The sequence below is a fragment of the Thermoplasmatales archaeon genome (assembly GCA_014361195.1).
Lineage (GTDB): Archaea > Thermoplasmatota > E2 > UBA202 > JdFR-43 > JACIWB01.
Genome location: JACIWA010000001.1, coordinates 132,941 through 159,053, shown reverse-complemented (window position 1 = coordinate 159,053; position 26,113 = coordinate 132,941). Strand labels below are relative to the sequence as shown.

Annotated in this window: 16 protein-coding genes; 8 read left to right on the top strand and 8 right to left on the bottom strand. The window is 35.0% G+C overall.

What is annotated here, in order from left to right:
* Window positions 1–51 precede the first annotated feature (51 nt).
* The gene (locus tag H5T44_00675; protein ID MBC7080759.1) at window positions 52–10,674 is read left to right on the top strand and encodes a choice-of-anchor J domain-containing protein; all 10,623 of its coding nucleotides are present in this window, start codon (window positions 52–54) and stop codon (window positions 10,672–10,674) included.
* 47 nt (window positions 10,675–10,721) lie between these two features.
* Here H5T44_00675 and gcvPB read toward each other — a convergent pair whose 3' ends face one another.
* The 7 genes from gcvPB to H5T44_00640 are packed head-to-tail and all read right to left on the bottom strand — an operon-like array spanning window position 10,722 to window position 15,066.
* A complete protein-coding gene (gene gcvPB, locus H5T44_00670) occupies window positions 10,722–12,116 on the bottom strand; it encodes an aminomethyl-transferring glycine dehydrogenase subunit GcvPB (GenBank protein ID MBC7080758.1) in 1,395 nt (464 codons plus the stop codon).
* Window positions 12,100–13,398 carry an aminomethyl-transferring glycine dehydrogenase subunit GcvPA gene (gcvPA, locus tag H5T44_00665; GenBank protein ID MBC7080757.1) on the bottom strand — a complete coding sequence of 433 codons (1,299 nt, stop codon included), beginning with the start codon at window positions 13,396–13,398 and terminating at the stop codon, window positions 12,100–12,102. The genes gcvPB and gcvPA overlap by 17 nt, the downstream gene beginning before the upstream one ends.
* Entirely contained in the window at window positions 13,395–13,547 is a 153-nt protein-coding gene (locus H5T44_00660) for a 30S ribosomal protein S27ae (GenBank protein ID MBC7080756.1), read from the bottom strand. Before H5T44_00660 ends, gcvPA begins: the two co-directional genes overlap by 4 nt.
* A complete protein-coding gene (locus H5T44_00655; protein MBC7080755.1) occupies window positions 13,544–13,867 on the bottom strand; it encodes a 30S ribosomal protein S24e in 324 nt (107 codons plus the stop codon). The genes H5T44_00660 and H5T44_00655 overlap by 4 nt, the downstream gene beginning before the upstream one ends.
* Before the next feature lies 1 nt (window position 13,868).
* Complete coding sequence (locus H5T44_00650; GenBank protein ID MBC7080754.1) at window positions 13,869–14,345, bottom strand: DUF359 domain-containing protein; 477 nt, start codon at window positions 14,343–14,345, stop codon at window positions 13,869–13,871.
* Window positions 14,345–14,521, bottom strand: coding sequence for a DNA-directed RNA polymerase subunit E'' (locus H5T44_00645; GenBank protein MBC7080753.1), 177 nt, complete (start codon window positions 14,519–14,521; stop codon window positions 14,345–14,347). Before H5T44_00645 ends, H5T44_00650 begins: the two co-directional genes overlap by 1 nt.
* Window positions 14,518–15,066 (bottom strand): DNA-directed RNA polymerase, encoded by a 549-nt coding sequence (locus H5T44_00640; GenBank protein ID MBC7080752.1) that lies wholly within the window; start codon window positions 15,064–15,066, stop codon window positions 14,518–14,520. The genes H5T44_00645 and H5T44_00640 overlap by 4 nt, the downstream gene beginning before the upstream one ends.
* Before the next feature lie 48 nt (window positions 15,067–15,114).
* Between H5T44_00640 and H5T44_00635 the strand changes: the two genes are divergently transcribed.
* Genes H5T44_00635 through H5T44_00605 form a run of 7 tightly spaced genes read left to right on the top strand, consistent with a single transcriptional unit; the run spans window position 15,115 to window position 24,743 of the window.
* Window positions 15,115–16,281 (top strand): bifunctional folylpolyglutamate synthase/dihydrofolate synthase, encoded by a 1,167-nt coding sequence (locus tag H5T44_00635; protein MBC7080751.1) that lies wholly within the window; start codon window positions 15,115–15,117, stop codon window positions 16,279–16,281.
* Window positions 16,282–16,296: 15 nt separating this feature from the next.
* A complete protein-coding gene (locus H5T44_00630) occupies window positions 16,297–16,923 on the top strand; it encodes a hypothetical protein (protein ID MBC7080750.1) in 627 nt (208 codons plus the stop codon).
* Entirely contained in the window at window positions 16,908–17,453 is a 546-nt protein-coding gene (locus H5T44_00625) for a DUF429 domain-containing protein (protein ID MBC7080749.1), read from the top strand. Before H5T44_00630 ends, H5T44_00625 begins: the two co-directional genes overlap by 16 nt.
* A complete protein-coding gene (locus H5T44_00620; protein MBC7080748.1) occupies window positions 17,446–22,032 on the top strand; it encodes a PKD domain-containing protein in 4,587 nt (1,528 codons plus the stop codon). The genes H5T44_00625 and H5T44_00620 overlap by 8 nt, the downstream gene beginning before the upstream one ends.
* Window positions 22,020–23,207, top strand: a complete 1,188-nt coding sequence (locus H5T44_00615) for an HD domain-containing protein (GenBank protein MBC7080747.1) — start codon at window positions 22,020–22,022, stop codon at window positions 23,205–23,207. The genes H5T44_00620 and H5T44_00615 overlap by 13 nt, the downstream gene beginning before the upstream one ends.
* Window positions 23,204–23,740, top strand: a complete 537-nt coding sequence (locus H5T44_00610; protein MBC7080746.1) for an O-acetyl-ADP-ribose deacetylase — start codon at window positions 23,204–23,206, stop codon at window positions 23,738–23,740. Before H5T44_00615 ends, H5T44_00610 begins: the two co-directional genes overlap by 4 nt.
* Window positions 23,741–23,786: 46 nt before the next feature.
* Window positions 23,787–24,743, top strand: coding sequence for a hypothetical protein (locus H5T44_00605; GenBank protein MBC7080745.1), 957 nt, complete (start codon window positions 23,787–23,789; stop codon window positions 24,741–24,743).
* A 90-nt stretch (window positions 24,744–24,833) separates the two neighbouring features.
* Here the strand turns inward: H5T44_00605 and H5T44_00600 are convergent, their stop codons facing one another.
* A complete protein-coding gene (locus H5T44_00600) occupies window positions 24,834–26,090 on the bottom strand; it encodes a phenylacetate--CoA ligase (protein ID MBC7080744.1) in 1,257 nt (418 codons plus the stop codon).
* Window positions 26,091–26,113 lie beyond the last annotated feature (23 nt).

The following is a 26,113-nucleotide window of genomic DNA, read 5'->3' as shown; positions in this document are numbered from 1 at the left end:
CAGGAAAAAATTTATATATATTTTTTTGATATAAGTTTGGAGGCAGATAAAATGAAAGGAAAAAAAGCAGGAATAAGCGTATGTGTTGTGTTGGCGTTAGTAATGAGCTCTATGGCATTGCCAGCTAACGCAATTGAGCCATTAACAGAAGGCTCAACAATAACAAAAGGTGAGCCAATAAGGACACCAATAAGAATGAAATTTGATTTTATACAGCCAAGGCTTGAAAATGTGTTTCTTGCGGGAGAAGAATATACCAATCTTGCTATGGACTTACCAACTGTAGGAAATGCCGGCGAACCCGCAATTCCTGTTAAGCCAGTGAATGTATTGCTACCCTATGGAGCAGAAGTAAAGGAAATAAAAGTTATTGCGGGAGAACCCATTTTAATAGGAAAGGCAAAGATTGTTCCAAAGCAAAGGCCTGTTCCAATTGGAAGCGATGAGGAGCCAGAAATAGAAGAAAAAGAAGAGATATACAAATCAAGCGAGATATATCCTGGCTATCTATACAAGGAAGTATCAACTCAATATTTAAGAGGCTTTCCAATAGTAACAATAAATTTATATCCTGTACAATGGAATCCATCAACATATGAACTGTATTTATATCCAAACATGGAACTTGTTGTTGAATTGAAAGAAGGAGAATTAAATGAACTATTCAGAGGAACAGAAGAAGATAGAGAATTAGTTACAAGAGTAGTTGATAATCCAAGAGAGGTTTTAACATATCCACTTAATCCAGGCCATTCATGCGAGTATGTTATTATAACAAATGAAGCATTAAAAAATGCTCCTGGCACATATAACTTTACTACCTTGATGAATTCAAAGATTGCAAAGGGAATGAATGCAACAATTGTAACAGTTGAATATATTTATTCAAACTTTGGTGGCAGGGATAATCCAGAAAAGATAAGAAATTTCATAAAATGGGCATATCAGGAATGGCATACTCAATATGTGTTGCTTGGAGGGGATATAAGTGTTGTTCCATATAGAGGGCTATGGGTTCAAGCATATTCGGGAGGAGATATTGACCCCGATATGGAATCAGATTTATACTATGCCTGCCTTGATGGAGACTATAACAGCGATGGAGATAGCTACTGGGGAGAGCCAAATGATGGGCCAGGAGGAAAAGATGTTGATTTAAGAGCGGAGGTATATGTTGGAAGGGCACCAGTTGAAAATGCGGAAGAGCTCTCAAACTTTGTAAAGAAGACACTTGAATATGATGCTTCGCAAGATCCATATCTAAACAAGGCGTTGCTTTGCTCAGAATATCTTGGATTTGGAGGAATTGCGGATTATGGCTCAAGCTATAAAGAAGAGATGAGAAATGGCTCAAATGCAAATGGCTATTATACAGTTGGTATTCCAGGAAATGAATATAATATAAGTGCATTGCATGATGCGCCTGGCTATGATTGGAGTGTAGCTGAGTTATCTACCATTATTAACTCGGGTGTTCATATGATAAATCATTTGGGGCATGCCAACTACAATGTAGTAATGAAGATGTATGAAAGTGATATTTATGCATTAACAAATACGAAATATTTCTTTGCATATTCACAAGGATGTATAGCGGGACATTTCAAAGTTGAGGATTGTGTAGCGGAGCACCTTGTTAAATCCCAGCACGGAGCATTTGCAGTGATAATGAATGCAAACTATGGATGGGGAGTTCGCTATTCCACAGATGGACCAAGCCAGGCATATGACAGAGAATTCTGGGATGCGGTATTTGGAGAAAATTTAAGGGAGTTGGGAAGAGCAAATCAGGATTCAAAAGAAGATAATTTATATCGCTTGCAAGAAGATTGTATGAGATGGTGCTATTATGAATTGAACTTGCTTGGCGACCCAGAAATTGCATTCAAGCCAGGAACAACACACAACGATGATGTAAGAACAAAGAGCATAAATGAACCAAAAGCAGGGCAAATTCTTGGAACAGGAACTTATACTGTAAATGCAACAATTGAAAACACTGGATTAAATGATCAAAGCAACTTTGATGTAAATCTTTCAATATACAAGCTAACAAAGAATATTCATTTCTTCGATGATATGGAAAGCGGTTCCGGTAATTGGACAGCAGTTGATGGAAATGGCGATGGCCATACATGGACAATTTCAACTGCACGCTATAAGAGCCCAACATACTCCTTTAAGTGCACAGATGAAGCAACTTATAGAGCAAATGCAAATGATAGCTTGATTTCGAAACCAATTGATTTAAGTGGAGTAGATCATGCAATTCTTGAATTCTGGTTCTGGGTAGATGGGCAATTCTATTATGGATATAAAGACTATGGAACATTATATTTGAGCGATGACAATGGAACAACATGGAAGGAAGTTAAAACATACATGCTGTATACTGAGTTTGGACAGGTATGGCATGTTCCAATAGAAAAATATGTTAATTTAACAAATCAAGTAAGGATTAAATTCACATTTGTATCAGATGCCTCAACACAAAAAGAAGGAATGTATGTTGATGATGTAATTGTTTATTCATGGAATGCGGAATTGGTTCATTATGATGAGAAAACAATAAGCTTAGCATCAGGAGAGCAAACAGGCGTTGATTTTGCTCCATGGAGTGTAAGCACTGAAGGATTATATGCAATAAATGTTACAACAAAACTTTCTGGAGATGAATATTCAAAGAATGACTGGCAGAATATAACAGTAGAAGTAAATGATATTGTTGATGTTGGAATTGAAGCAATAAATTATCCAACAGGAAGAGTAAATACTGGCTTGCATGCGGTAAATGCAACTGTAAAGAACTTTGGAAATACAGATCAAACAAATGTTAATGTAAATTGCTCAATATATCAAATAATTCCATTGGGAACATTATTAAATGAAACTTTTGAAGGATTAACACCACCAAACTTTAGAACAGGATGGCTTGTTGAAAATACAAATGGAGATACTAAATATTGGGAGACATACAATTCATCAACTTATGCCCACAGTGGGTATATAATGGCAAGATATAGTTATCACACTACTAATCCAGCAAACGATTGGCTATTCACTCCTGGATTAAGCTTGCAAGCGGGAGTTGAATACGAGCTTTCATTCTGGTATAGAGCGTATTCAAGCTCTTATCCTGAAAAGATGGATGTGTGGATTGGAACAAGCCAATCATCAGGAGGAATGACAACTAAATTATGGGATAATCCTAACATAATAAATACTGTATATGCACAGGCAACTGTTGTATTTAATGTTCCAACTGATGGAACATATTATATTGGTTTCCACTGCTACAGTGCAGCAAATATGTATTACCTATATGTTGATGATATATTGCTCACCGCTCGCACTTATAACTTAGTATTTGGTGAAGATAAGCAAGTTGATTTAAATGCGGGAGAATTCAAATATGTTGAATTTACCCCATATAACTTTGAAACAGAGGACTTCTATATAATAAATGTTTCAACAAGCTTGGCGGGAGATGAAGATACAACAAATGATTATAAGCAAATTACTCTCGAAGTGAATGATATATATGATGCGGGAATTAAATTAATAAACTATCCAACAGGAATAATAACAACAACAAAATCACATAAAGTAAATGCAACCGCAAAGAACTATGGAACAGTTCCTCTTAGCAATGTTCCAGTGAATTGCTCAATATATCTGGTTGGCACACCTCTTTTAAATGAAGGATTTGAATCCACAACATTCCCACCAACAGGATGGACCGCTACTTCCTATTGGTATAGAACCACATCTTACAAGCATAGCGGAGGAGCTGCAGCGTATACATCTTATACATCTGGTCATAAGAATTTAACATCACCATCAATATCTCTTGGAAGCGAAAACTATTACCTTGAATTCTGGCTTATGAAATATTATGCTCCATCGACGGGTCAGTATTTCAATGTTTATGTTGGACCAAGCACATTAGGACCATGGACATTATTAATAGGAATTGATTATAATATGCTCAATTCAATGACCAACTATTCGTGGTATAGATTTTCAGCGGATTTATCCGGATATGCTGGTTCAAACGTTGTAATAAGATTTAATCATTATACAAGCACATCATCAGGAAGCTACATATGTCTTGATGATGTTGTTATAAATTCCAAAACATTGCTATTTGGAGAAGATGAAACAGTTGACTTAAATGCAGGAGAGGAGAAATATGTTGAATTCAGCCCATGGACACCCACTGAAGGTTTATATTTAATAAATGTAACAACAAAATGGACAACACCACCCGATGAAGATCCAACAAATGATTATAAAGAAATAACAGTTGAAGTAAATGATATATATGATACAGGAGCAACAGCAATTAATTATCCAACAGGAATTAAACCAACTGGCTCATATGCGGTTAATGCAAGTGTAAAGAACTTTGGAAATGTTGATTTAACAGATGTTCCAGTGAATTGCTCAATATATCAAATTGGCTCTTCAATACTCACTGAAGGATTTGAAACATGGCCACCAACAGGATGGCAAATAAGGATTGTAAGTGGAACCACAAATTGGACACAAAGCTCATCATATAAGCACAGTGGATCATATTCTGCATATACAGCCTCCACTAGTGGAGAAAGATATATGGCATCTCCAGTAATATCGTTGGGTGGAGGAGATTATGCAGTTGATTTCTGGTTGCTAAAAGTTTACTCCAATTATGCGGGTGAATTCTTCAATGTAAGCGTTGGACCAACTCAAGATGGGCCATGGACAACATTGTTAAGCATGGATTATAACATGCTTAATACATTGACAACTTATGTATGGTATAAATTCACGGTTGATTTATCAGCGTATGCGGGACAAAGCATTTCAATAAGATTTAATTATTTAGCAACAGGAGGAGCATCAATATACCTTGATGATATATATGTATATTCATTGAATTTGGTATTTGGAGAAAATACAGCAGTTGACTTAAATGCGGGAGAGGAGAAATATGTTGAATTCAGCTCATATAACTTTGCAACAGAAGGAAACTACTTAATAGTTGTAAAAACAAATCTTCCGGGAGATGAAAATACTGGAAATGATGCAAAATCAACATTGTTGAATATATGGAACATTGATGATGTTGGAGCAACAGCAATTAATTATCCAACCGGAACAATTCCATTGCCACCTTCGCTTGAGGTAAATGCAACAATAAAGAACTTTGGAAATGTTCCGCAATCAGATGATATTCCAGTAAATTGCACAATATATAAGATGATTCCAGGAACATTGTTGCTATTCACAGATTTTTCAACTGACTCGCCACCTGGCTGGACAATTGTTGATGGTGGAACACCTGGAACATATCCAGGAACAGATATTCCCGCAACGTGGACACACTTAAATCCAGGAAATAGAGCTCCAAGAGGTGGATGTATTGCGCCATTCATGATTGTTGATAGTGATAAATTTGGTTCAGGAACAAAATACATGGATGAGCAATTGATAACTCCAGCATTCAGCTGCGTTGACCAAACAGGAGTTATACTTGAATTTGATACCTATTATTACCATTATACTGGCTCTTGGGGTAGAGTTGATATACAAGTTGGCTCATCAGCTGCTCCATGGGTAACCATAGCAAATTATACCACAACAGTTGAAGGACACATGGTATACGATATATCCTCATATGCAGCTGGTCAGTCATATGTAAGAATAAGGTGGTATTACAATGATAGCGGAGCATGGGCATGGTACTGGATGGTAGATAATGTAAAGATTACGGGAGCTCCAACATATAAATATGTATTTGGAGATGATGAACTTGTGGCATCTACTACACCATTACCACCAGGTGAAGAGGAATTTGTTGAATTTGATACATGGAATATTACAAGTGGCGCTGGTAATTATTTAATAAATGTAACAACATTGCTAACTGGAGATGAATTCCCGAGCAATGACTGGACAACAACAATTGTATTCTTACAAGGCGTATATGATGCACAGGTTAAATCAATTAATAGCCCATTGCCAGGAACATATACAACAGGCACACCATTTAAAGTAAATGCAACAGTAAAGAATGTTGGAGCAGCAAATCTGACGGATGTTAAAGTAAATTGCACAATAAGAAATTCATCGGATGAAATTGTATTTACAGACGAGCTAATAATTCCAAGTTTATTAACTGATGAGGAAAAATATGTTGAGTTTGATGAGTGGATAGCAACAACTGAAGACACATACAGGATAAATGTAACAACAATTGTATTTGGAGATGCAAATCCAGATGATGACTATAGAGAAGTAACAATCATAGTAAATGATATTTATGATGTGGGTACTGTTTCAATTAACTATCCAACTGGAACACAGTTCACTGGAACATATGCGGTAAATGCAACTGTTGCAAACTTTGGAAACGTGCCAGTGGGAGCATTTAATGTAAATTGCACAATAAGAAATTCATTGGATGAGATTGTATTTACAAATGAAAAAACAGTTAGTGGCTTAGCTGTTGGACAGCAAACATATGTAGTATTTGACCCATGGGCAGTGAGCATTGAAGATACATATAAGATAAATGTAACAACATTGCTTGTAGGGGATGAAGATAACACAAATGATTATAAAGAAATAACCTTGATAATAAATGATATAGATGATGTTGGAGTAACATCAATTAATTATCCACCTCCAATTGCACCAACTGGCTTGCATGCAGTAAATGCAACTGTAACAAACTTTGGAAATGTTAATAAGACAGATGTTCCAGTGAATTGCTCGATATACCAAATCAGCTCTTCAATATTCACTGAAGGATTTGAAGTATCATGGCCACCAACAGGATGGCAAGTAGTAGTAGTAAGTGGAACTGCAACTTGGTCAAGAAGCACAACATATAAGCATAGTGGAACATATTCAGCTTATTCAATCTATACTTCTGGAGAGAGATATATGGCAACTTCAATGATTTCTCTTGGAAGTGGGAATAATGCTCTTGAGTTCTGGTTATTGAGATCTTATACTGCATATTCTGGTGAATTCTTCAATGTAAGCGTTGGACCAACTCAAGATGGACCATGGACAACACTGTTAAGCATTGATTATAACATGTTAAACGCAATGACTTCAGGAACATGGTATAAGTTTACTGTTGATTTATCTGCATATGCGGAACAAAGCATTTCAATAAGATTTAATCATAAGGCGGGAGGAGGAGCATCAATATACCTTGATGATATATATGTATATTCAACGGATTTGCTATATGGTGAAGATAAAACAGTTAATGTAAATGCATATAGCTCAACATATGTAACATTTAGCCCATATAACTTTGCAACAGAAGGAAACTACTTAATAGTTGTTAAAACAGCGATGCCTGGAGATGAAAATACTGGAAATGATGCAAAATCAATGATTGTAGAGATAAACAACGTATATGATGCGGGAGCAATATCAATCAATTATCCAACTGGAATTAAATGCACTGGAAGCTATGCGGTAAATGCAACAATAAAGAACTTTGGAAATGTTCCTCTTAGCAATGTACCAGTTCATCTATCAATAGTACAAACAAATATATTATTGAGCGAGGACTTTGAAGGATTAACACCACCAAACTTTAGAACAGGATGGCTTGTTGAAAATACAAATGGAGATACTAAATATTGGGAGACATACAATTCATCAACTTATGCCCACAGTGGATATATAATGGCAAGATATAGTTATCACACTACTAATCCAGCAAACGATTGGCTATTCACTCCTGGATTAAGCTTGCAAGCGGGAGTTGAATACGAGCTTTCATTCTGGTATAGAGCGTATTCAAGCTCTTATCCTGAAAAGATGGATGTGTGGATTGGAACAAGCCAATCATCAGGAGGAATGACAACTAAATTATGGGATAATCCTAACATAATAAATACTGTATATGCACAGGCAACTGTTGTATTTAATGTTCCAACTGATGGAACATATTATATTGGTTTCCACTGCTACAGTGCAGCAAATATGTATTACCTATATGTTGATGATATATTGCTCACTGCTCGCACCTTACTATTTGAAGACGATAAAACAGTTCCAAGTATACCTGCTGGAGGAACTGCATATGTAACATTTAGCCCATATGACTTTGCAACAGAAGGATTCTATACAATGATTGTAGAGACACGCTTGCCAGGAGATGAAAACAATGCAAACAATGCAACACAGGCAATGGTTCAAATACTCGATGTAAGAGATGTTGGAGTCAAATCAATAGATTATCCAGTAAATATTGTAACTCTGCTGAATGAAAAGTTCGAGGGAACATTCCCGCCCGCTGGCTGGACAGTTAAGGAAAATGCAGATCCTGGTGGAAGATGGAAGAGAAATGATGAATGGGGCAGACCAAACTATGCGGGAGGAGATGGTTATTGCGCTGATGCGGATAGTGATAAATTTGGCTCAGGAAAGACAATGGACACAGAGCTATGGTCTCCACCAATTAACTTAGCGGGCTATACTTCAGCAACATTAATATATGTTGCTTCATATAATGATTTGACTACGTCCCCACCAAATGACTATGCAGATGTAGATATAAGCACAAACGGTGGATTAACATGGACTAACTTGTTGCACTGGGATGAAGACCACTCGCCCTATGGACCAGGAGAACTCGTAACAATTGATTTAACACCATACATCGGCCAGACTGTAATAATAAGATGGCATTACTTTGGAAATTATGACTGGTGGTTTGAAATAGATAATGTAACAATTATAGCAGAAACTATGTTTGAACCAGGTAGCTATCCAATTAAGGCAACAGTAAAGAACTATGGAACAACAACAGAAACATTTGATGTAAGATGCAGAATATACGCGCACGGAATATCTACAATATTCTTTGATGATGTTGAGAGTGGAGAAGATGGATGGACTCATTTCGATATCTATGGAGACCCAACCTATGATTTGTGGCATATAAGCACAAGAAGGTATGCAAGCCCAGGCCATTCATGGTATTGTGGAAATGAAATAACTGGACAATACATAAATTATATGGAAGATTGGCTAGTATCACCAGAAATAGATGCAACAGGAGCAACTAAGTTAATGTTGAAGTGGAAACATTGGTACAATATTGAGAATAATTATGACTTTGGATATGTATGTGCAAGCAGAGATAACTACACATTCTCTATACTTAAGACATACACTGGCTCATCTGGTGGATGGAAAGAAGATGAAGTTGATATAACACCTTACATAAACACAACAACTGGAAAGATAAATGTTGCATTCATATTTGTAAGTGATGATATTGTTACTTATGAAGGATGGTATGTAGATGATGTTGAAATAGTGAAGATTATAAATAAAGGAATTATATACGATGAAACACTAACAGTTTATAACTTACCAGGAGGAAAAGAAACACAGGTAACATTCCCACCATTTACCGCTGAAGAAAACATGATTTACACAATAAATGTAACAACATTGCTGGATGGAGATACAAATCCAGCAAATGATTATAAAGAAGCAACAATGAGGACAATTAATGAGCCACCAGTAACAACTTGCTCATGCCTTGGACCACTTGGATGCAATAACTGGTATATTGGACCAGTTACAATTTATCTGTATGCAACAGACCCACAAGGAGTTGCATATACAAGATATAGAATAAATGGAGGAGAATGGCAAACTTATACTGGGCCAGTGACTGTTTCAACAGAAGGGCTTTACACAGTTGAATACTACTCAGTTGATGTCTTAGGATCAACAGAATCAATTAAATCCTGCAGCTTCGGAATTGCATATTCAATGCCAATAACAACTTGCATAATAGATGGAACAATGGGTGAAAATGGTTGGTATGTAAGCAATGTGCAGATTAAACTGGTAGGCGTTGCTTACATATGCGGAGTTAAAGAAACATATTATCGCATTGATGGAGGAGCATGGCAGAATTATGTTGGACCATTTACATTTACATCAGAGGGAACACATACAATAGAATATTATTCAATAAGCAACTCATGCATTGTTGAAACACCAGCAAAGATAACCACCTTTAAGATAGATAAAACATCGCCAACAGTTAAAGTAATATATCCAAATGGTGGCGAGGTATTAGGAGGAATAATAACAATAAGATGGACAGCAAGCGATAATATAGGAATTGCAGGAATTGATTTGCTATATAGCAATGATGCGGGCTTAACCTGGAATTTAATAGCAAGCAATATTCCAAATACTGGTTCATACAATTGGAATACCGCAGGCTTACCATATGGAAGCAACTACATGATTAAAATAATTGCAAAAGATATTGCTGGAAATAAGGCAAGTGATACAAGTGATGGAACATTCACAATAACAGCACCAACCCCACCAACAGTAACCATAGTTAAACCAAGAAATGCATTGTATGTGATGGATAGAGAAATAATTCCATTGCCAATGCCAGTAATAATAGGAGGAATAACAATTGAAGCAACTGCAAGCTCAACAACAGGCATAGCAAAAGTAGAATTCTATATTGATGGAGTGCTTAAATTCACAGATACAAGTGCACCATATTCATGGACATGGGATGAAAGAGCAATAGGAATGCATGAGATAAAAGCGATTGCATATGATAGCAGTGGCCAGACAGCAGAAGACAGAATAAGCGTATTCATAATAAACTTCTAACCCTCTTCCCTTTTTATATATTTTTTATTTTAAGTTTGATTTTAAATTTATCTTAATTTCAAATCCTTCCAACTCAGCAACATTTTCTTTGCAATTTTTGCTTCATCCACTCTTTTAACGGGCATATTGTGAGGGGCATTTTTAAGAATTTCAACTGGCTCATTTATAATTTTTTCAATTGCATCGCTGAATCCATCAAGCATCTTTTTTGTTGCATCTTCAGTTGGCTCAATCATCATTGCCTCTTCAACTATAAGTGGAAAATATATTGTTGGAGGATGAAATCCATAATCAAGCAATCTTTTTGCAACATCAATTGCCCTTATATTTAAATTTTTTGTTGAAACAACAAATTCATGCATTCTTCTGCCATAGAAAGGAACTTCTAAACCAACTTTTCTCAACTTCTCCATTAAATAATTTGAATTCAGAACCGCTCTTTTACTCACTTCTTCAAGCTTTTTACCTTTCATAATTATATATGCATATGCTTTCAGCAAAACTGAAAAATTTCCATAGAAATAGCTAACTTTTCCTATAGAATCTGGCATATTATAATCAAAAAAGTATTCACCATCCTTTTCTCTTACTCTTGGAACAGGCAAAAATCTTTCAAGGAAGTTTTTTACTCCAATTGGGCCACTTCCTGGGCCTCCTCCTCCATGGGGTGTTGCAAAGGTTTTGTGAAGGTTTAGATGAACTATGTCAAATCCCATTACTGCTGGCTTTGTTATTCCCATGATTGCATTCAGATTTGCTCCATCATAATAAAGCAAAGCGCCCTTCTTTTTAACTTCTTTTGATATTTCAATTATATTCTTTTCAAATATTCCAAGCGTATTCGGATTTGTAAGAATGAAAACTGCAGTATTTTCGCTCAAAGCACTTTTCAATGCATCCATATCAACCATTCCATTCTTCGAAGGTATTTCAATTACATCAAAACCCGCCATTTTTGCTGAAGCGGGATTTGTCCCGTGAGCGGAGTCTGGCACAATTACTTCCTTCCTACTTTCCCCTTTCTTTTCAAAATATGCCCTCGCAATCAGCAATCCAGTAAGCTCGCCATGTGCTCCTGCACAGGGTTGCAGGGAAAATGCATCCATTCCAGTTATCTCGCATAACAATTTTTCAAGCTTATAAAGAATTTCAAGGCAACCCTGAACATTTCTTTCATTTTGCAGGGGATGAACATAATTTATTTTCTCATTTCTTGAAATTTTCTCAAGAATTTTTGGATTGTATTTCATTGTGCATGAGCCCAGCGGATAAAAGCCAGTATCTACACCATAATTCATCTGGCTTAAATGGATGAAATGTCTGACAACTTCTCTTTCCTCCAAATTTGGTATATTTAGCTCCTTTCTTTCAATACCCTCAATTTCTTCTTCTGGCTTCTCTTCAATTTCTATCAGAAGTTTTTCATTATAACTTGCCATCATTTTCTATAACCTCCTTCATTTTTTCAATGCATTCATCAATCAATTTTTTGCTGTGCATTTCAGTAACCCCAAAAAGCAGGCCATTTTTAACATATTCATCTATTATAAGCCCGCTCTCAATCCCTTTTTCAAACAATTTTTCATTAAAATGGCTTGCATTAACTGGACATATTGCAACAAATTCATTGAAGAATTTTCTTTTAAATGGCAGATTAAATCCTATTTTTTCAAGATTTTTTGCCATATATTCCGCATTTTCCATATTTTTAATCGCAACTTTTCTTAGTCCATTTCTTCCAAGAATTGCAACATATGCTAGGAATGATATGCATAATAGAGCTTCATTTGAGCATATATTGCTAGTTGCCTTTCCCCTCCTTATATGTTGCTCTCTTGTCTGCAATGTCATACTAAATGATATTTTTCCTTCATCATTCGCTCCAACTATTTTTCCAGGCATCTGGCGGAGATATTCCTTTCTGCAGGCAAATATTCCAAGCATTGGTCCTCCAAAATTCATATGATTTCCTAGATATCCATTTCCTATGACAATATCCGCTCCATAAAATGAAGGGGGATTAAAGATTGCTAAATAAAGAGGATCTACACCAACAATTAATAAAGCATCGCTCCTTTCCTTCATTTCAATAATTTCCTTGTATCTATCATCTATTATTCCAAAAAAATTCGGATTTTCAATATATATTGCGGAGGCATCTTTAATTTCATCTTTGCCTTCAATTTCAAATAATCCATTGCTATCGAATTTTCTTTCAAAAATTTTTATGCCCGCTCCTTTAACATAATTTTTCAGCACACTCTTTTTATGCCAGAATATATTTGAAGGAATTATCACTTTCTTTTTTCCTTTTATCCTTTCCGCCATTAGGCATGCTTCTCCAAGTGCTGAAGCCATATCATACATGGATATATTTGCAGCATCCATTCCAGTTAGCTCACAAATAACTGATTGATATTCAAACAAAGCTTGAAGCAATCCTTGAGATGCTTCTGCTTGATAGGGAGTATAGGAAGTATAAAATTCCTCTCTGCCAACTATTTCTTCAACAGCGGGTGGAATATAGTGGGGCTTTATTATTGGAAGAAAAGAAGGAAAATCAAAAAATGATTTATTCTTCTTCAAAATATTTCTTATTTCTTCCTCAACTTCCATCTCTTCTTTTGGCTCTGGCAGATTAATTCCAATCCTTATTTCTTTGGGTATATCCTCAAAAAGCTCCTCAATGTTTTTTATCCTGAGAAAATCGAGCATTTCTCTCATTGTTTTTTGAACTCAGTATACCCGCAACTCCCACAGCTTATCCTGTTGCCATGCTCCCCCATAAAAACGCCGGGCCCGCATTTCGGGCACTCCTTCCTTTTCCTTACTATTTTCCCATCCTTTAATTCATACAGCTCTATTTTCTTCATTTTTTACCACCTTCCTTTTTCTCCTCTTTTTCCTTCTTTTCCTCTTTTATTCCGAGATTCCTTGCAACTATATAAGATGGTTCTATCCTCCTTGCATCTTCTTGAGATGGATAAATCTTTGCATATACATCCGCTTTATTTTCTCCATATCTCTGCTTTACATACTGCAAAACAACAAAGCAATCTCTGCCAATAGCATTTTTAATCTCTTCCCTTATTTTTTGCCTATCAGGAGTTTTTCCTTCATATTTCAAAACGCATTCAATCTCTTCTCTATTAAACAATTTGTTTTCCTTCCTATCCTTTATTTCTATCTCCATTTTATCCCTCCAGGCTTTTCAGAAATTTTTCAACTATTTCTCTTTCTTTTCTTCCAACATTTACAACAACCATACCCTTACATGGCATTCCATATATAACTGTTGTGTTATCAGGGGCAAGATATATGGCGGGCAATGCAGCTAAATCTTCCTCACCCTCTACTTCTATCAACACTTTTTTATCCTCAATATATGCGGTTGCTATTGCATTCCATAATTCGCGGGTTATCTGGCCAGCTGGATTTTTAACTTTTATAATTTTTTCCGCATAAAAATCTTTCCTTTCATATCCTTTCCTTTCAATTTTATAATCAACTATTGCTATATTTGGCTCTATTCCTTCCTTTTCAAGAGACAATGTTACCATATCCCCAACGCTTACTATTTTTCCCTTCAGATTTTCCTTCCCTATTTTGCTCTTGATTTTTCCTAAAGGTTTTCTTAGCTCTTCTTTTTTATCTTCTGGCAAGATATACATCATCTAACCTTCAATGCATATTTTCCTTTATTTTTAATTCCTACCTTTTGAGCAATTTTAGATTTCTCCGCATCTATTATTATCATATATCCCTGCCATTCATCGCTTGTTGTTTCAGAGCAATATTGGCATGTTGTTTTGTTTGTAAGAGCATGGCATTTCCTGCAAGCCCTCATTTTTTCTCACCCTTCTTTTGCCATTCTTCCTTTCCTAACCCAGGCTGGCGTGCGGTGAGGCCAATCTTGCTTTCCCTGGGGTTCATTTCATTTAGTGAAACAGTAACTATTCTTACTCTTATTTTATCACCCACCTTTAAAACCTGCTTAGTGTCTTTTCCTTCTATTCTCTTGTTATCCACGTCTATAATTACCCTGTCATTCATTATCTGGCTCTTATGCAAGAGCGCATCCAACGGCCCGATGTGGCAGAAGGCTCCAAATTCAACTATATCTGCAACTATAGCATCAACTACTTCATGCAGTTCTGGTTTGAAAGTTACCGCATCGAAAGTTACTTTTTGATATATCCCTCCATCTCCATGTAGAATATATCCTTCTCCCTTCCTTTTCACATTTTTTGCAACCAATATAAGCCCGTGTTCCTTATCCATTGTTCCTTCAAATGTTTCTTGGACAATTTTTGTAACAACTTCTTCTAAATCATGGGTAAGATGTGTTGGAGGAATCCTTATTGTATTTTCTATTGTTGTTTCATAATACATGCACCGATATATGAAATTGCTTATAAATATTATTTGGTTTTTTGGTCTGTGTGGCTTGAAAAATTAGATGAAAATAGAATTTCCCTTGGCTTGGAAAGAATGGAAAAATTCATGAAGGAAAGGGAGAAGATAAAATATAAATGTATTCATGTAGGTGGAACAAATGGTAAGGGGAGTGTTTGCCATTTCATTTATAATATCCTGAGAGAAAATTATAGTGTTGGCTTGTATACTTCTCCTCATCTTGAAAGATTAAATGAAAGAATAGTTGTTGATGGGGTTGAGATAAGTGATGAGGAAGTGGAAAGATATGAATATTTGAATAAATACAATTTTACATATTTTGAAGCTCTTACCGCAATTGCAATAGATTATTTTGAAAAGAAAAATGTTGATTATGCTATTTTTGAAGTTGGTTTGGGTGGAAGGCTGGATGCAACAAATGTTATAGAGCCTGAGATAAGCATAATCACTAATGTTTCACTGGAGCATGAAAATTATCTTGGAAAAGATATTTCTTCCATAGCAAGAGAAAAGGCTGGAATTATAAAAAATGCTCCTGTAGTTACTGCATGCAAAGGAGAGGCCCTTGAATTAATAAAAAATTTTGCTAAAGATTTATATGTAGTTGGTGAGGATGTGAAATGGAGGAAAGTTGAAAATAATAAGTTTTTGATTGAAGCAAATGAAAAATATCTTGTTGAAACAAAAATGAATGGAGTTTTCCAGGGGGAGAATATAGCAATAGCAATTAAAGCGAGTGAATTGCTTGGAATAGGTAAAGAAAAAATAATTGAAGGAATAAGGAAAACTTTTTTGCCGGGAAGAATGGAAAGGATTGGAAATTTTATTTTGGATGGTGCTCACAATCCAAAGGCAATTGAAGCATTCTCTTCTTCGCTTGCTGATTACAACCGCTTGATTGTAATTTTTGGAGCAATGAAAGATAAAAATATTCCAGAAATGATATCCCGCCTTCCTCCTGCAAGATTTTATATTGCAACAAAATCAGGTAGCAGAAGAGCCATGGATGCGGAAAAAATAGCGGAAATTGGAAAAAAAATAGGAGTTGATTTTTTTGTTAAAAGTGAGATAAGGGAAGCGATAGAATTTGCAAATGAAATAGCAAAGGAAAATGAAATTATTTGTATAGTTGGGAGCTTATATTTAGTAGGGGAAGCAAGGAAAATCCTGAAAGAAAAATATTTATACTAAAAAATCATTTAAAATATGAAGAAAGCAATAATTTTAATTTTTGCTTTGATTTTTTTAGGAAGTGTACACGCGGAAAAAATTGCTGACAAGCAAAATGATGTAATGTATGTGGAATGGAATGAAAATTTAAATTCCTATAAAGCTATTTCTTCTAATAAACCAAATATTGATATAAAGGAGATATCATATGAAATAAGTAACGGGGGCATTATTTTAAAATTGAAGGTGTATGGTAAGATAGAAAATTCAGATAAAGTTTTTTACTGGATGTATTTAAACACGACAGGAAGAAGCTATTATATTGTTTTTTCAAATCAGACGGAAATATGCTATAGCATCAAAGGAGAAGATATTTCAACTTGTATGCAGGGTGAAATCGAATATGAAGATGATACCATTTTTGCAAAATTTGAAACCGCGGAATTAGGAGATATTAAAGAATTTTTTGCCTATTCATCGGAGTATGAAAAAATTGGTGTAGATAATAAATGGCATGGTGATTGGGCTCCAGATAAATTTGCCCCCGCTTTTGAAAAAGAGCAGGAAGAAGAGCAAAAAACAAAAGAAAAAAAGGGTTTGCCAGGCTTTGAGCTGATTTTCTTATTATTTGCTCTTGCGCTTATATTATGGAGAAAAAGATAGTGGGGCTTGACCTGGCTGCTCTTCCAAAAAATAAAAGCGGGTTGTGCATATTGAAAGAAGAGCCTGAATTTTTTATTCTCTACAGCGATGAGGAAATTCTTTCCTTTCTGCAACAAGTTAAGCCAGATATAGTTGGGATAGATGCACCAATTATGGAAGAAATTAAAGTTAGGAAAGCAGACTTGATGCTTAAAAAATATGGAGCAATGCCTCCAACAATGAAGGGAATGAAAATTCTGACAAGAAGAGCAAGCAATCTAGTTAAAAAATTTAACTGCAAATTTATAGAAGTTTTTCCCACCGCAACCGCAAAAATAATTGGAGTTTACGACAGAGACTGGCGCAACATGGCGAAAAAACTGGGTATAAAAGCAAAGACAAAGCATGAGATTGATGCATATCTTGCTGCATATACTGCATATCTTTATCTTATAGGAAAAGCGGAAGAAATAGGTGAGAAAGAAAAAATAGTTATTCCTAAAAAAATAAAAAAGTTTAAGTTTAACTTCTCCTATATGCTTTATGCTTAAGGGGATGGGAATAAATAAGATAGTGCTTGTGTTTATTGGAATAGCATTCTTAACCCTGGCTTTTGCAAAAGTTGGAGGAGGATATCCAAAGATAATATTTGTTGACGATGATTTTACAGAGGATCCAAGCAATCATAAATGGAATAGTATTGAAAATGCAATAAATGATGCAAATGATGGGGATACAATATATGTTTTTGATGGAAATTACCCGAAGAATATTTTTGTAAATAAGGAGGTGAGAATTGTTGGAATGGGAAAAAATGTTATAGTAAATGGGATCGGGAAAGAATATGCAATAAATATTCTATCTGAAAATGTAATAATTGAGAATTTTAAAATAGAGAATGCAAGCAAGGCATTAATAAAAGCATTTAACAATTTTACTTTAAAGAATTGCTCTTTGAATGCAGGCAATATTACAGGTATTGAAATATTTGCAAATAATGTAAGCATAATAAACTGCACAATAGAAGGAGCATTTATACCCATTAATGCGAGCGGGAGAAATATATTATTAAAAAATCTAAAAACTTTCGCAAATAACTCCGCAAAGGGTTGGGGTATAATGTTGAATAATTCAAAAGATTGTATTCTTGAAGAAATAGCTATAGATGGAATAGAAAACAAGAGCATAAAAATAGAAAAATCAACGAACATTAGTTTATCAAAAATTTCGATAAATAATTCATTCTGCGGGATTTTATTAATTGAAACAAATAGCTCAAAGCTTTCCTTCATAAATCTTTCAGAAAACATGATAGGAATAAAAATGGAGAAATCATTCAACAATACAGTAAATGACTGCAACTTTTTAGGAAATATAGGTTATGGAATATACCTTGAAAATTCCTACAACAATTCAATATATCATAACAATTTCATAAATAATGGAATAAATGCATTTGATGATGGAGCAAACATATGGAATAAAAGCATTGGAAATTACTGGAGCGATTATACTGGCGGAGATGAAAATAATGATGGAATAGGAGATGAACCATACATTAATTTCAATTGCAAGGATTTCCTTCCGTTAATCAAAAAAATTGAATATCCTCCTTACTTCATATGGGTGGATGATGATTACAGCGAGCAAACTGTTGGTTGGAAAATAGACCATTTCAAGAATATTCAGGAAGCAATAGATGCTATTGCGGAAGGAGGAAAATGCAGAGTATATAATGGCACATATGGAAAAGTTTTCATAAATAAAAGTCTGGAAATTTTTAGCGATGAAAATGCAAAGATAACTTCCGCAAGTGATGCAATTGTTATATCAGCTGAAAATTTAAAGATTAGTGGATTTGAGATAGTTGGAGGAGAAAATTGCATTAGAATCCAAAATTCAAGAAATGTTAGCATTTCCAATTGTAGTATTAAAAACGGGGTAATTGGAATATACTTAATAAATTCTTTGAATTGCTCAGTTTCAAATTCCTCAATATCAAGTAATACAAAAGGGATTTACTTCTTTAACTCTTCTTTCTCAAATGTGTATAAGAATTTTATAGCGGACAATTCCTATTTTGGAGTGGAGATAAGCCAGAACTCATCTATGAATAAGATATATGATTGCTCAATAGAAAACAATAGATATTATGGAGTTTATATAGTTTCATCAAATAACAGTATATGGCATAACAATTTCATAAACAACACCGCTTTTGATATAGGAGCAAATGACTGGCAATCAAGCTATGAGAAAGCTATTGGAAACTACTGGAGCAATTACACGGGCAAAGACGAAAACAGGGATGGAATAGGAGATCAGCCCTATGAATTGCAAGGTGGAGCAAAAGATTTATATCCTTTAATTAACAAAATTTCTTACCACCCATCCTTTGCATGGATTAGCCCGTCTTTTAATGCTTCAATTCCAGGATGGCTCATTGACCATTTCTCCTCGCTTACTGATGCAATTTCTTCACTGCAAAATGGGGGCGCCTGCTTCGTTTTTCCTGGGGTTTATGAGGAGAATGTCAGGGTAGATAAGGAAGCTATGATAAGTGGATGGAATGCAATATTTGATGGGAGAGGGGGAAATGCTTTCAATATCTCTGCAAGAAATGTTAGAATTTATAATCTTGTTGTAAGGGAATGCTGGAGTGATGCGGGAATAAAAATTTTTGGGGAAAATGTGACAATTTGGGGATGCGAGATATATAATAATTACGATGGGATAAAAATATATGGGAAGAATGCAACAATAGAGAATTGCTCAATTCATGATAATTCATTCAATGGGATTTATCTTGCTAATGCTTCCACTATAAGAAATTGCTCAATATATTCCAACAATAATGGAATTTTTGTAGAAGCTAATTCAAGCAAAATAGAAAATAATAATTTTAAGGAATGCGTTGTATGTGTCAAAATAGTTAATTCTTCTTTGAATGAGATGTATAAAAATACTTTCAGGGAGAGCATTTATGGAGCTAATCTTTCAAAGTCCTCTGAGAATATTTTCTACTTCAACAATTTCATAAATAATGTAATAGATGCAGTTGATGATGGAGCAAATATATGGAATAAAAGCATTGGAAACAGAAGCGTTGGAAATTACTGGAGTAACTATACTGGCAAAGATGAAGATATTGATGGAATAGGAGATGAACCATATATAATAGATCAAAATATCACTGATTATTTCCCGTTGATAAAGGAAGCGGGCCAACCGATATGCAAATTTAATTTCTCCCCAGAAACTCCCTATTCTTTTGAAAAAGTGTCTTTCATCGATGCTTCTTTTGATTTCGATGGAGATATTGTTTCATGGATTTGGAATTTTGGAGATGGAAATTATAGCAATGAAAAAAATCCTTATCATGAATACGGTAAAAGAGGGATTTATAAAGTAAATTTGACGGTTACTGATGATGAAGGAAAAAGCGATAGCATGGAAAAAGATATAAATGTCTCAAATCGTCCACCTTTCGCAAACTTCACTTGGAATCCATTAAATCCAACAGATTTAGAAAACATTACTTTTGATGCTTCTTCAAGCTATGATTTAGATGGCTCCATAGTTAATTATAAATGGGATTTTGGAGATGGAAGCACTGGATATGGAAAAGTGATTGAGCATAGATATATCGATGATGGAAGCTATAATGTAACTCTCACTATAATAGATGATGATGGAGAGGAAAACAGTACAACAAATATAATAAATGTCTCAAATCGTCCACCTTTTGCAAACTTTAATTGGAGTCCATTAAGCCCGTTCTCTCTTGAAAATATTACTTTTGATGCTTCTTCAAGCTATGATTTAGATGGCTCCATAGTTAATTATACATGGCAATTTGGAGATGGAAGCACTGGATATGGAAAAGTGATTGAGCATAGATATATCGATGATGGAAGCTATAATGTAACTCTCACTATAATAGATGATGATGGAGAGGAAAACAGTACAACAAATATAATAAATGTCTCAAATCGTCCACCTTTTGCAAACTTTACTTGGAGTCCATTAAGCCCGTTCTCTCTTGAAAACATTACTTTTGATGCTTCTTCAAGCAATGATTTAGATGGCTTCATAGTTAATTATACATGGCAATTTGGAGATGGAAACATTAGCTATGGAATAAATGTAACCCATAGATATGCGGATAATGGAACATATAATGTAACTCTCATTATAAGAGATGATGATGGAGATGAAAACAGTATAACAAAGATAATAAATGTATCAAATGTTCCACCTATTGCAAACTTCTTCTTTTTAGATAATGTTACAATTCTTGCTACAGTTTATTTCTATTCAGATATGCCAAATTATGCATCTTTTGATCCAGACGGGCAAATAGTTAATTATACATGGGAATTTGGAGATGGAAACAAAAGCTATGATAAAAATCCAACTCATAAATATAAAAACAAAGGTGTTTATAGAGTAACTCTAACTGTAACTGATAATGATGGGGCTAAATCAAGCATTTCAAAATCAATCACAGTAATTAATCTTCCTCCTTTTGCAAACTTTACATGGAATCCATTAAATCCAACAGATTTAGACCAAATATTCTTCAATGCAAATAATAGCTATGATTCAGATGGCTCCATTGCCAACTATACCTGGAATTTTGGAGATGGAAGCGTTGGATATGGAATAAATGTAACCCATAAATATGCGGATAATGGAAGCTATACCGTAACTCTTATTATTACAGATAATGATGGGGCTACCGCTACAAAGGAAAAAGTTATAGAAGTAGCAAATATTGCTCCTTTTGCGATTTTCTCCGCCCCCCAGGAGGCGAGGGAGAAAGAAGAGGTTACATTTGATGCATCTCCAAGCTATGATAGGGATGGGTCCATTGTTAATTATACATGGGATTTTGGAGATGAAAGCGCTGGATATGGGAAAGTGGTGAAGCATAAGTATGAGAAGAGAGGGACATATACTGTAAAATTGACTGTTTTTGATGATGATGGGGCAAATAGCACTTTTTATGGAGTTATAAATATAAGGGAGAAGGAAAAAATACCTGGATTTGAGCTTGCGATAATAATAGCTGCTTCAGCAATTCTTATATTTATGAGGAAATATAGATTAGGAATATGGAGAATGTAAAATTTATAAGAGATTCATTGTATGGAAATATAAAAGTAAGCGGGGCTATTCTTGAATTGCTTGAAACTCCAGAATTGCAGAGATTGCACGGAATAAAACAACTCGGCTTCACCTATCTTGTTTATCCTGGAGCAAATCATACAAGGCTTGAGCATTCTCTTGGAACATCATTTATAGCAAGTAAAATATGTGAAGCACTTGATATAAAAAATGAGGGAATTGTTGTTGCATCTCTTCTTCATGATGTTGGTCATGGCCCATTTTCACATACCCTTGAAGCTATATTGCATGAAAGAACTGGTAAAAATCATGTGGATATAGGAAAGGAAATTATCCTTGGCAAGATAAGCAATGGGGTTGCGGAAGTTCTAGATAAACATGGAATAGATAAAGAAGAGATTGTTAAGATTCTTGATGGAAAGAAAGGATATCATTCAGAGATAATACATGGCCCCCTTGATGCGGATCAAATAGATTATTTGATGAGAGATGCATATTATACAGGTGTAGCATATGGAGTTATAGATAGTGATAGATTAATTCAAACAATGAAATTATATGATGGAAAAATTGTTTTTGAAAAGAAGGGAATAAGTGCTCTTGAAAGCCTTCTTGTTGCAAGGGCATTGATGTATTCCTCTGTATATCTTCATAAAACTGTAAGAATAGCGGAATTGATGCTCGTTAAAGCAATAAAAAAAGCAAGTGATTTTAATTTTTCACTGCTTACAGATTGTGAGCTGATTGAAAAGCTTAAAAGCGAGGGAGAATTTCAGAGAGATATTGTGAATAGGCTGAAATATAGAAAGCTCTTCAAAAAAGCATTTGCAAAAAGTTTTGATGAGATGAATGAGAAAGAAAAAGAAATTATTGCAGAAATAGAAAATCCAAGCTATATTGAGGAAGAGATTGCAAGAAAAGTTGGAATAGATGATGGATATGTAATTGTTGATATTCCTGGAAAGGATATATTGCTTTCAGAGCCAAGAATAAGGAAAGTAGATATAAAAATTTTTGAGGATGGAAAGATAAGAAACATAGGGGAGATAACTCCTATAGCAAATGCCCTTCAGATGAGAGGAATTACAGATTGGGCAATAATGGTTTCCTGTCCTGAAGAATATAGAAGCAAAGTAGAAAAGTATTCAAATGAAATAATATTTGGGATAAAATGATAATCCAAATAGGCAAATCAACTCTTGAAATATTAAAAGGAGATATAACCACCCAACAAGTAGAGGCGGTTGTAAATGCAGCAAATCCCCAACTCACGCCTGGCGGAGGGGTGAGCGGGGCAATTCACAGAGCGGCGGGAAAAGAGCTCTGGGAGGAATGCAAGAAGCTAGGCGGATGCAGGCCGGGGGAGGCAAAAATTACTAAGGGTTATAGATTGGCGAAATATGTGATTCATACTGTTGGGCCAATTTATACAGGGAGGCAGGAGGATGAGATGATTCTTGCGGAATGCTACAGGAATAGCTTGAAGATTGCGGTTGAGCATGGGGTAAAGAGCATTGCATTTCCAGCGATAAGCACGGGCATATATGGCTATCCTGTTGAGGAAGCGGCAAAAATTTCTCTTGAAACAATTTTATCTTTTTTAAAGCAAGGATATGAAATGGAAGTGAGAATTGTTCTTTATGATGATAAAACATATTTAACTTTTTTAAGAGTGGCGGAAGAATTGAAAAAATTTTTAAAACAATAGGTTTTTCCATCAAGGTGAAAAAATTATAGAAAAAATTCTCCCCTATATGAGTGGTCTATATACATTGATATGGATACCAGTTGGCTTATTCATGAATATCTTACTTTCTCGTAGATATGGCGATGCAATTGAGAAAAAAATGAAAAAATTTGGGCTAATCCTTCTTTTTATTTTTGTTCCTATTCTTGTTTTTAAAAATTTCCTGAATGTTAATTTTGGAAAAGATGAAATTGATTTCATAATTGTTTCTGTACTTTTCACGCTCTTTTTATATTTAATTGCCTATCTTTTTGCTTTGAAAAAAGGAAAAAATGAATTAAAGACAATTGTTGTAAATCAGGGGCGAAGTTCCGCATTTATTGGTGGAGCCTTGCTTTCAATAGAAAAAATAGCAGTTTATGCGGCAATATATATGAGTTTGCTAGGAATTTATTTATTTGCAATAGTTCCCTATATTTTATCAAGAGGAAAGGGGAAAGGAAAGGAAAAAAATCCATTGCCATTTTATTTAAAAATATATCCATGGTATTTGCTTGTTTATCCCATCTCAGCGGTAATTCTCCATTCATATACAGGTTTAACAACAAAAACAATGGCATATGGAGAAATTATTGATTTTCTTGCATCCTTAACCATAATATCAGGCCTGTATTATGTTGGAGCAACCATAAGCTTGAAGGATTTAAAGATAAGCGAGATTAAAAAAATTTTTTTAAAAGGCAATGAGCATTTTGAAGCGGTTGGAAAAATACTATTCCTCACTCTCTTCCTCACTCCTTTAATTTCATTTATTATTCTTTTCCCTCTTGTAGCAATTAAATTTTTTCCAATTGAATGGTTTGCGGTTTTGCTGATAAATTCAATTCTTCCAATTACAAGCACAAACATGTTTTTGATTCCCTATGGAATAGATGGAAAAGTAACCGCACTAGCGGTAACATGGTCAACAATCTTTTCCATCCCCATCTTCGTCATTTTATTCAATATTATTGTGATGATTTAGTTAATGCCCTATCTCTTTTCATAATCAGAGATCCACTTTTCTCCAAGCTTTTTCCTTGATCTTTTATTATTTTGCTCTTTTAATTTCTCTTTACTCCTCCACAATTCTTTTTGCTTTTCCTTCGCTTCTTGGAAGCGAGCCAGGCTTTGCAATTTCAACAGGAATATGCAGGCTAAGCATTGTATATATTTCATCCTCTATTCTTTTTGCAATTCCCTCATCTTCTCCTTCAACTCTAACTAAAAGAGTTGAGATTTCTCCTTCTTTTTTCTTCACTATCTGATAATTTTCGCTTCCTCCCGCCTTTATTATCGCCTCCTCTATCTGGCTTGGAAATACTATTACTCCTTTAACCTTCATCATATCATCGCTCCTTCCCTTAATGCGTGATTGAATTGGTAGTGTTCGTCCGCAAATGCATTTTTCCTCGCTATAACTTGCTATATCTCTTGTCCTGAATCTTATTGCGGGAAATGCCTCTTTTGTTAGAGTTGTGAAAACAAGCTCCCCCTCTCCTTCTTCAATTCTTTCCCCTGTTTTCGGATCAATTATTTCAGGCAGGAAATGATCCGCATTTATATGCAATTTCTTTTCCTCACATTCGCTGACCACTCCAGGCCCTATTATTTCAGTAAGCCCATAATGCTCACATGCCCTTATTCCCCACTTCTCCTCAATTTTCCTCCTCATTTCATCGCTCCATGCCTCCGCCCCAAAAAATCCAAGGCGAAGAGAAAAATCTTCTCTGGGGCAAAATCCCATTTCCTCCGCAACTTCCGCCATATATAAAGCATAGCTTGGAGTGCAAGCAATGCTTGTTGCCCCAAAATCTTTCATTATATTTATCTGCCTTTTTGTATTTCCAGAGCTCACAGGAATAACAAGTGAGCCAATTTTTTGAGCTCCTTTTTCAAATCCATGAGCTCCTGTAAATAATCCATATCCATAGGAATTCTGCATTATATCATTTTTCCTCAGTCCGTTTGCCCAGAGAGCTCTTGCCATTACATCAGCCCATATCTCGATATCCTTGCGTGTATATACATTTACAACCGGCTTTCCAGTTGTTCCTGATGATGCATGCAATTCAACACAATCATCAAGCTGAACGCAGAGCAATCCAAATGGATAATAATTTCTCATCTCTTCTTTTGTAAGAAATGGTAATTTTGATAAATCATCCAAGCTTTTTATATCAGATGGCTTTATTCCTTTTTCATCAAATTTGCGATGATATATCTCATTTCTTTCATAAGCAATCTTAACCACTTTTTTAAGCCTTCTCAGCTGAAGCTTTTTTAGCTCTTCCAGTGGCATCGTTTCAATTTTTTCATCCCAGAATTTCATGCATGTAAATGCAAAATAAATAT

Coding starts and splice junctions, on each gene's coding strand:
- H5T44_00620 (MBC7080748.1), top strand. CDS start 17,446: ATGCTTAAGGGGATGGGAATAAATAAGATAGTGCTTGTGTTTATTGGA.
- H5T44_00610 (MBC7080746.1), top strand. CDS start 23,204: ATGATAATCCAAATAGGCAAATCAACTCTTGAAATATTAAAAGGAGAT.
- H5T44_00675 (MBC7080759.1), top strand. CDS start 52: ATGAAAGGAAAAAAAGCAGGAATAAGCGTATGTGTTGTGTTGGCGTTA.
- H5T44_00660 (MBC7080756.1), bottom strand. CDS start 13,547: ATGAAGAAAATAGAGCTGTATGAATTAAAGGATGGGAAAATAGTAAGG.
- H5T44_00625 (MBC7080749.1), top strand. CDS start 16,908: ATGGAGAAAAAGATAGTGGGGCTTGACCTGGCTGCTCTTCCAAAAAAT.
- H5T44_00650 (MBC7080754.1), bottom strand. CDS start 14,345: ATGTATATCTTGCCAGAAGATAAAAAAGAAGAGCTAAGAAAACCTTTA.
- H5T44_00600 (MBC7080744.1), bottom strand. CDS start 26,090: ATGAAATTCTGGGATGAAAAAATTGAAACGATGCCACTGGAAGAGCTA.
- H5T44_00645 (MBC7080753.1), bottom strand. CDS start 14,521: ATGAGGGCTTGCAGGAAATGCCATGCTCTTACAAACAAAACAACATGC.
- H5T44_00640 (MBC7080752.1), bottom strand. CDS start 15,066: ATGTATTATGAAACAACAATAGAAAATACAATAAGGATTCCTCCAACA.
- H5T44_00655 (MBC7080755.1), bottom strand. CDS start 13,867: ATGGAGATAGAAATAAAGGATAGGAAGGAAAACAAATTGTTTAATAGA.
- H5T44_00615 (MBC7080747.1), top strand. CDS start 22,020: ATGGAGAATGTAAAATTTATAAGAGATTCATTGTATGGAAATATAAAA.
- H5T44_00605 (MBC7080745.1), top strand. CDS start 23,787: ATGAGTGGTCTATATACATTGATATGGATACCAGTTGGCTTATTCATG.
- gcvPB (MBC7080758.1), bottom strand. CDS start 12,116: ATGATGGCAAGTTATAATGAAAAACTTCTGATAGAAATTGAAGAGAAG.
- gcvPA (MBC7080757.1), bottom strand. CDS start 13,398: ATGAGAGAAATGCTCGATTTTCTCAGGATAAAAAACATTGAGGAGCTT.
- H5T44_00630 (MBC7080750.1), top strand. CDS start 16,297: ATGAAGAAAGCAATAATTTTAATTTTTGCTTTGATTTTTTTAGGAAGT.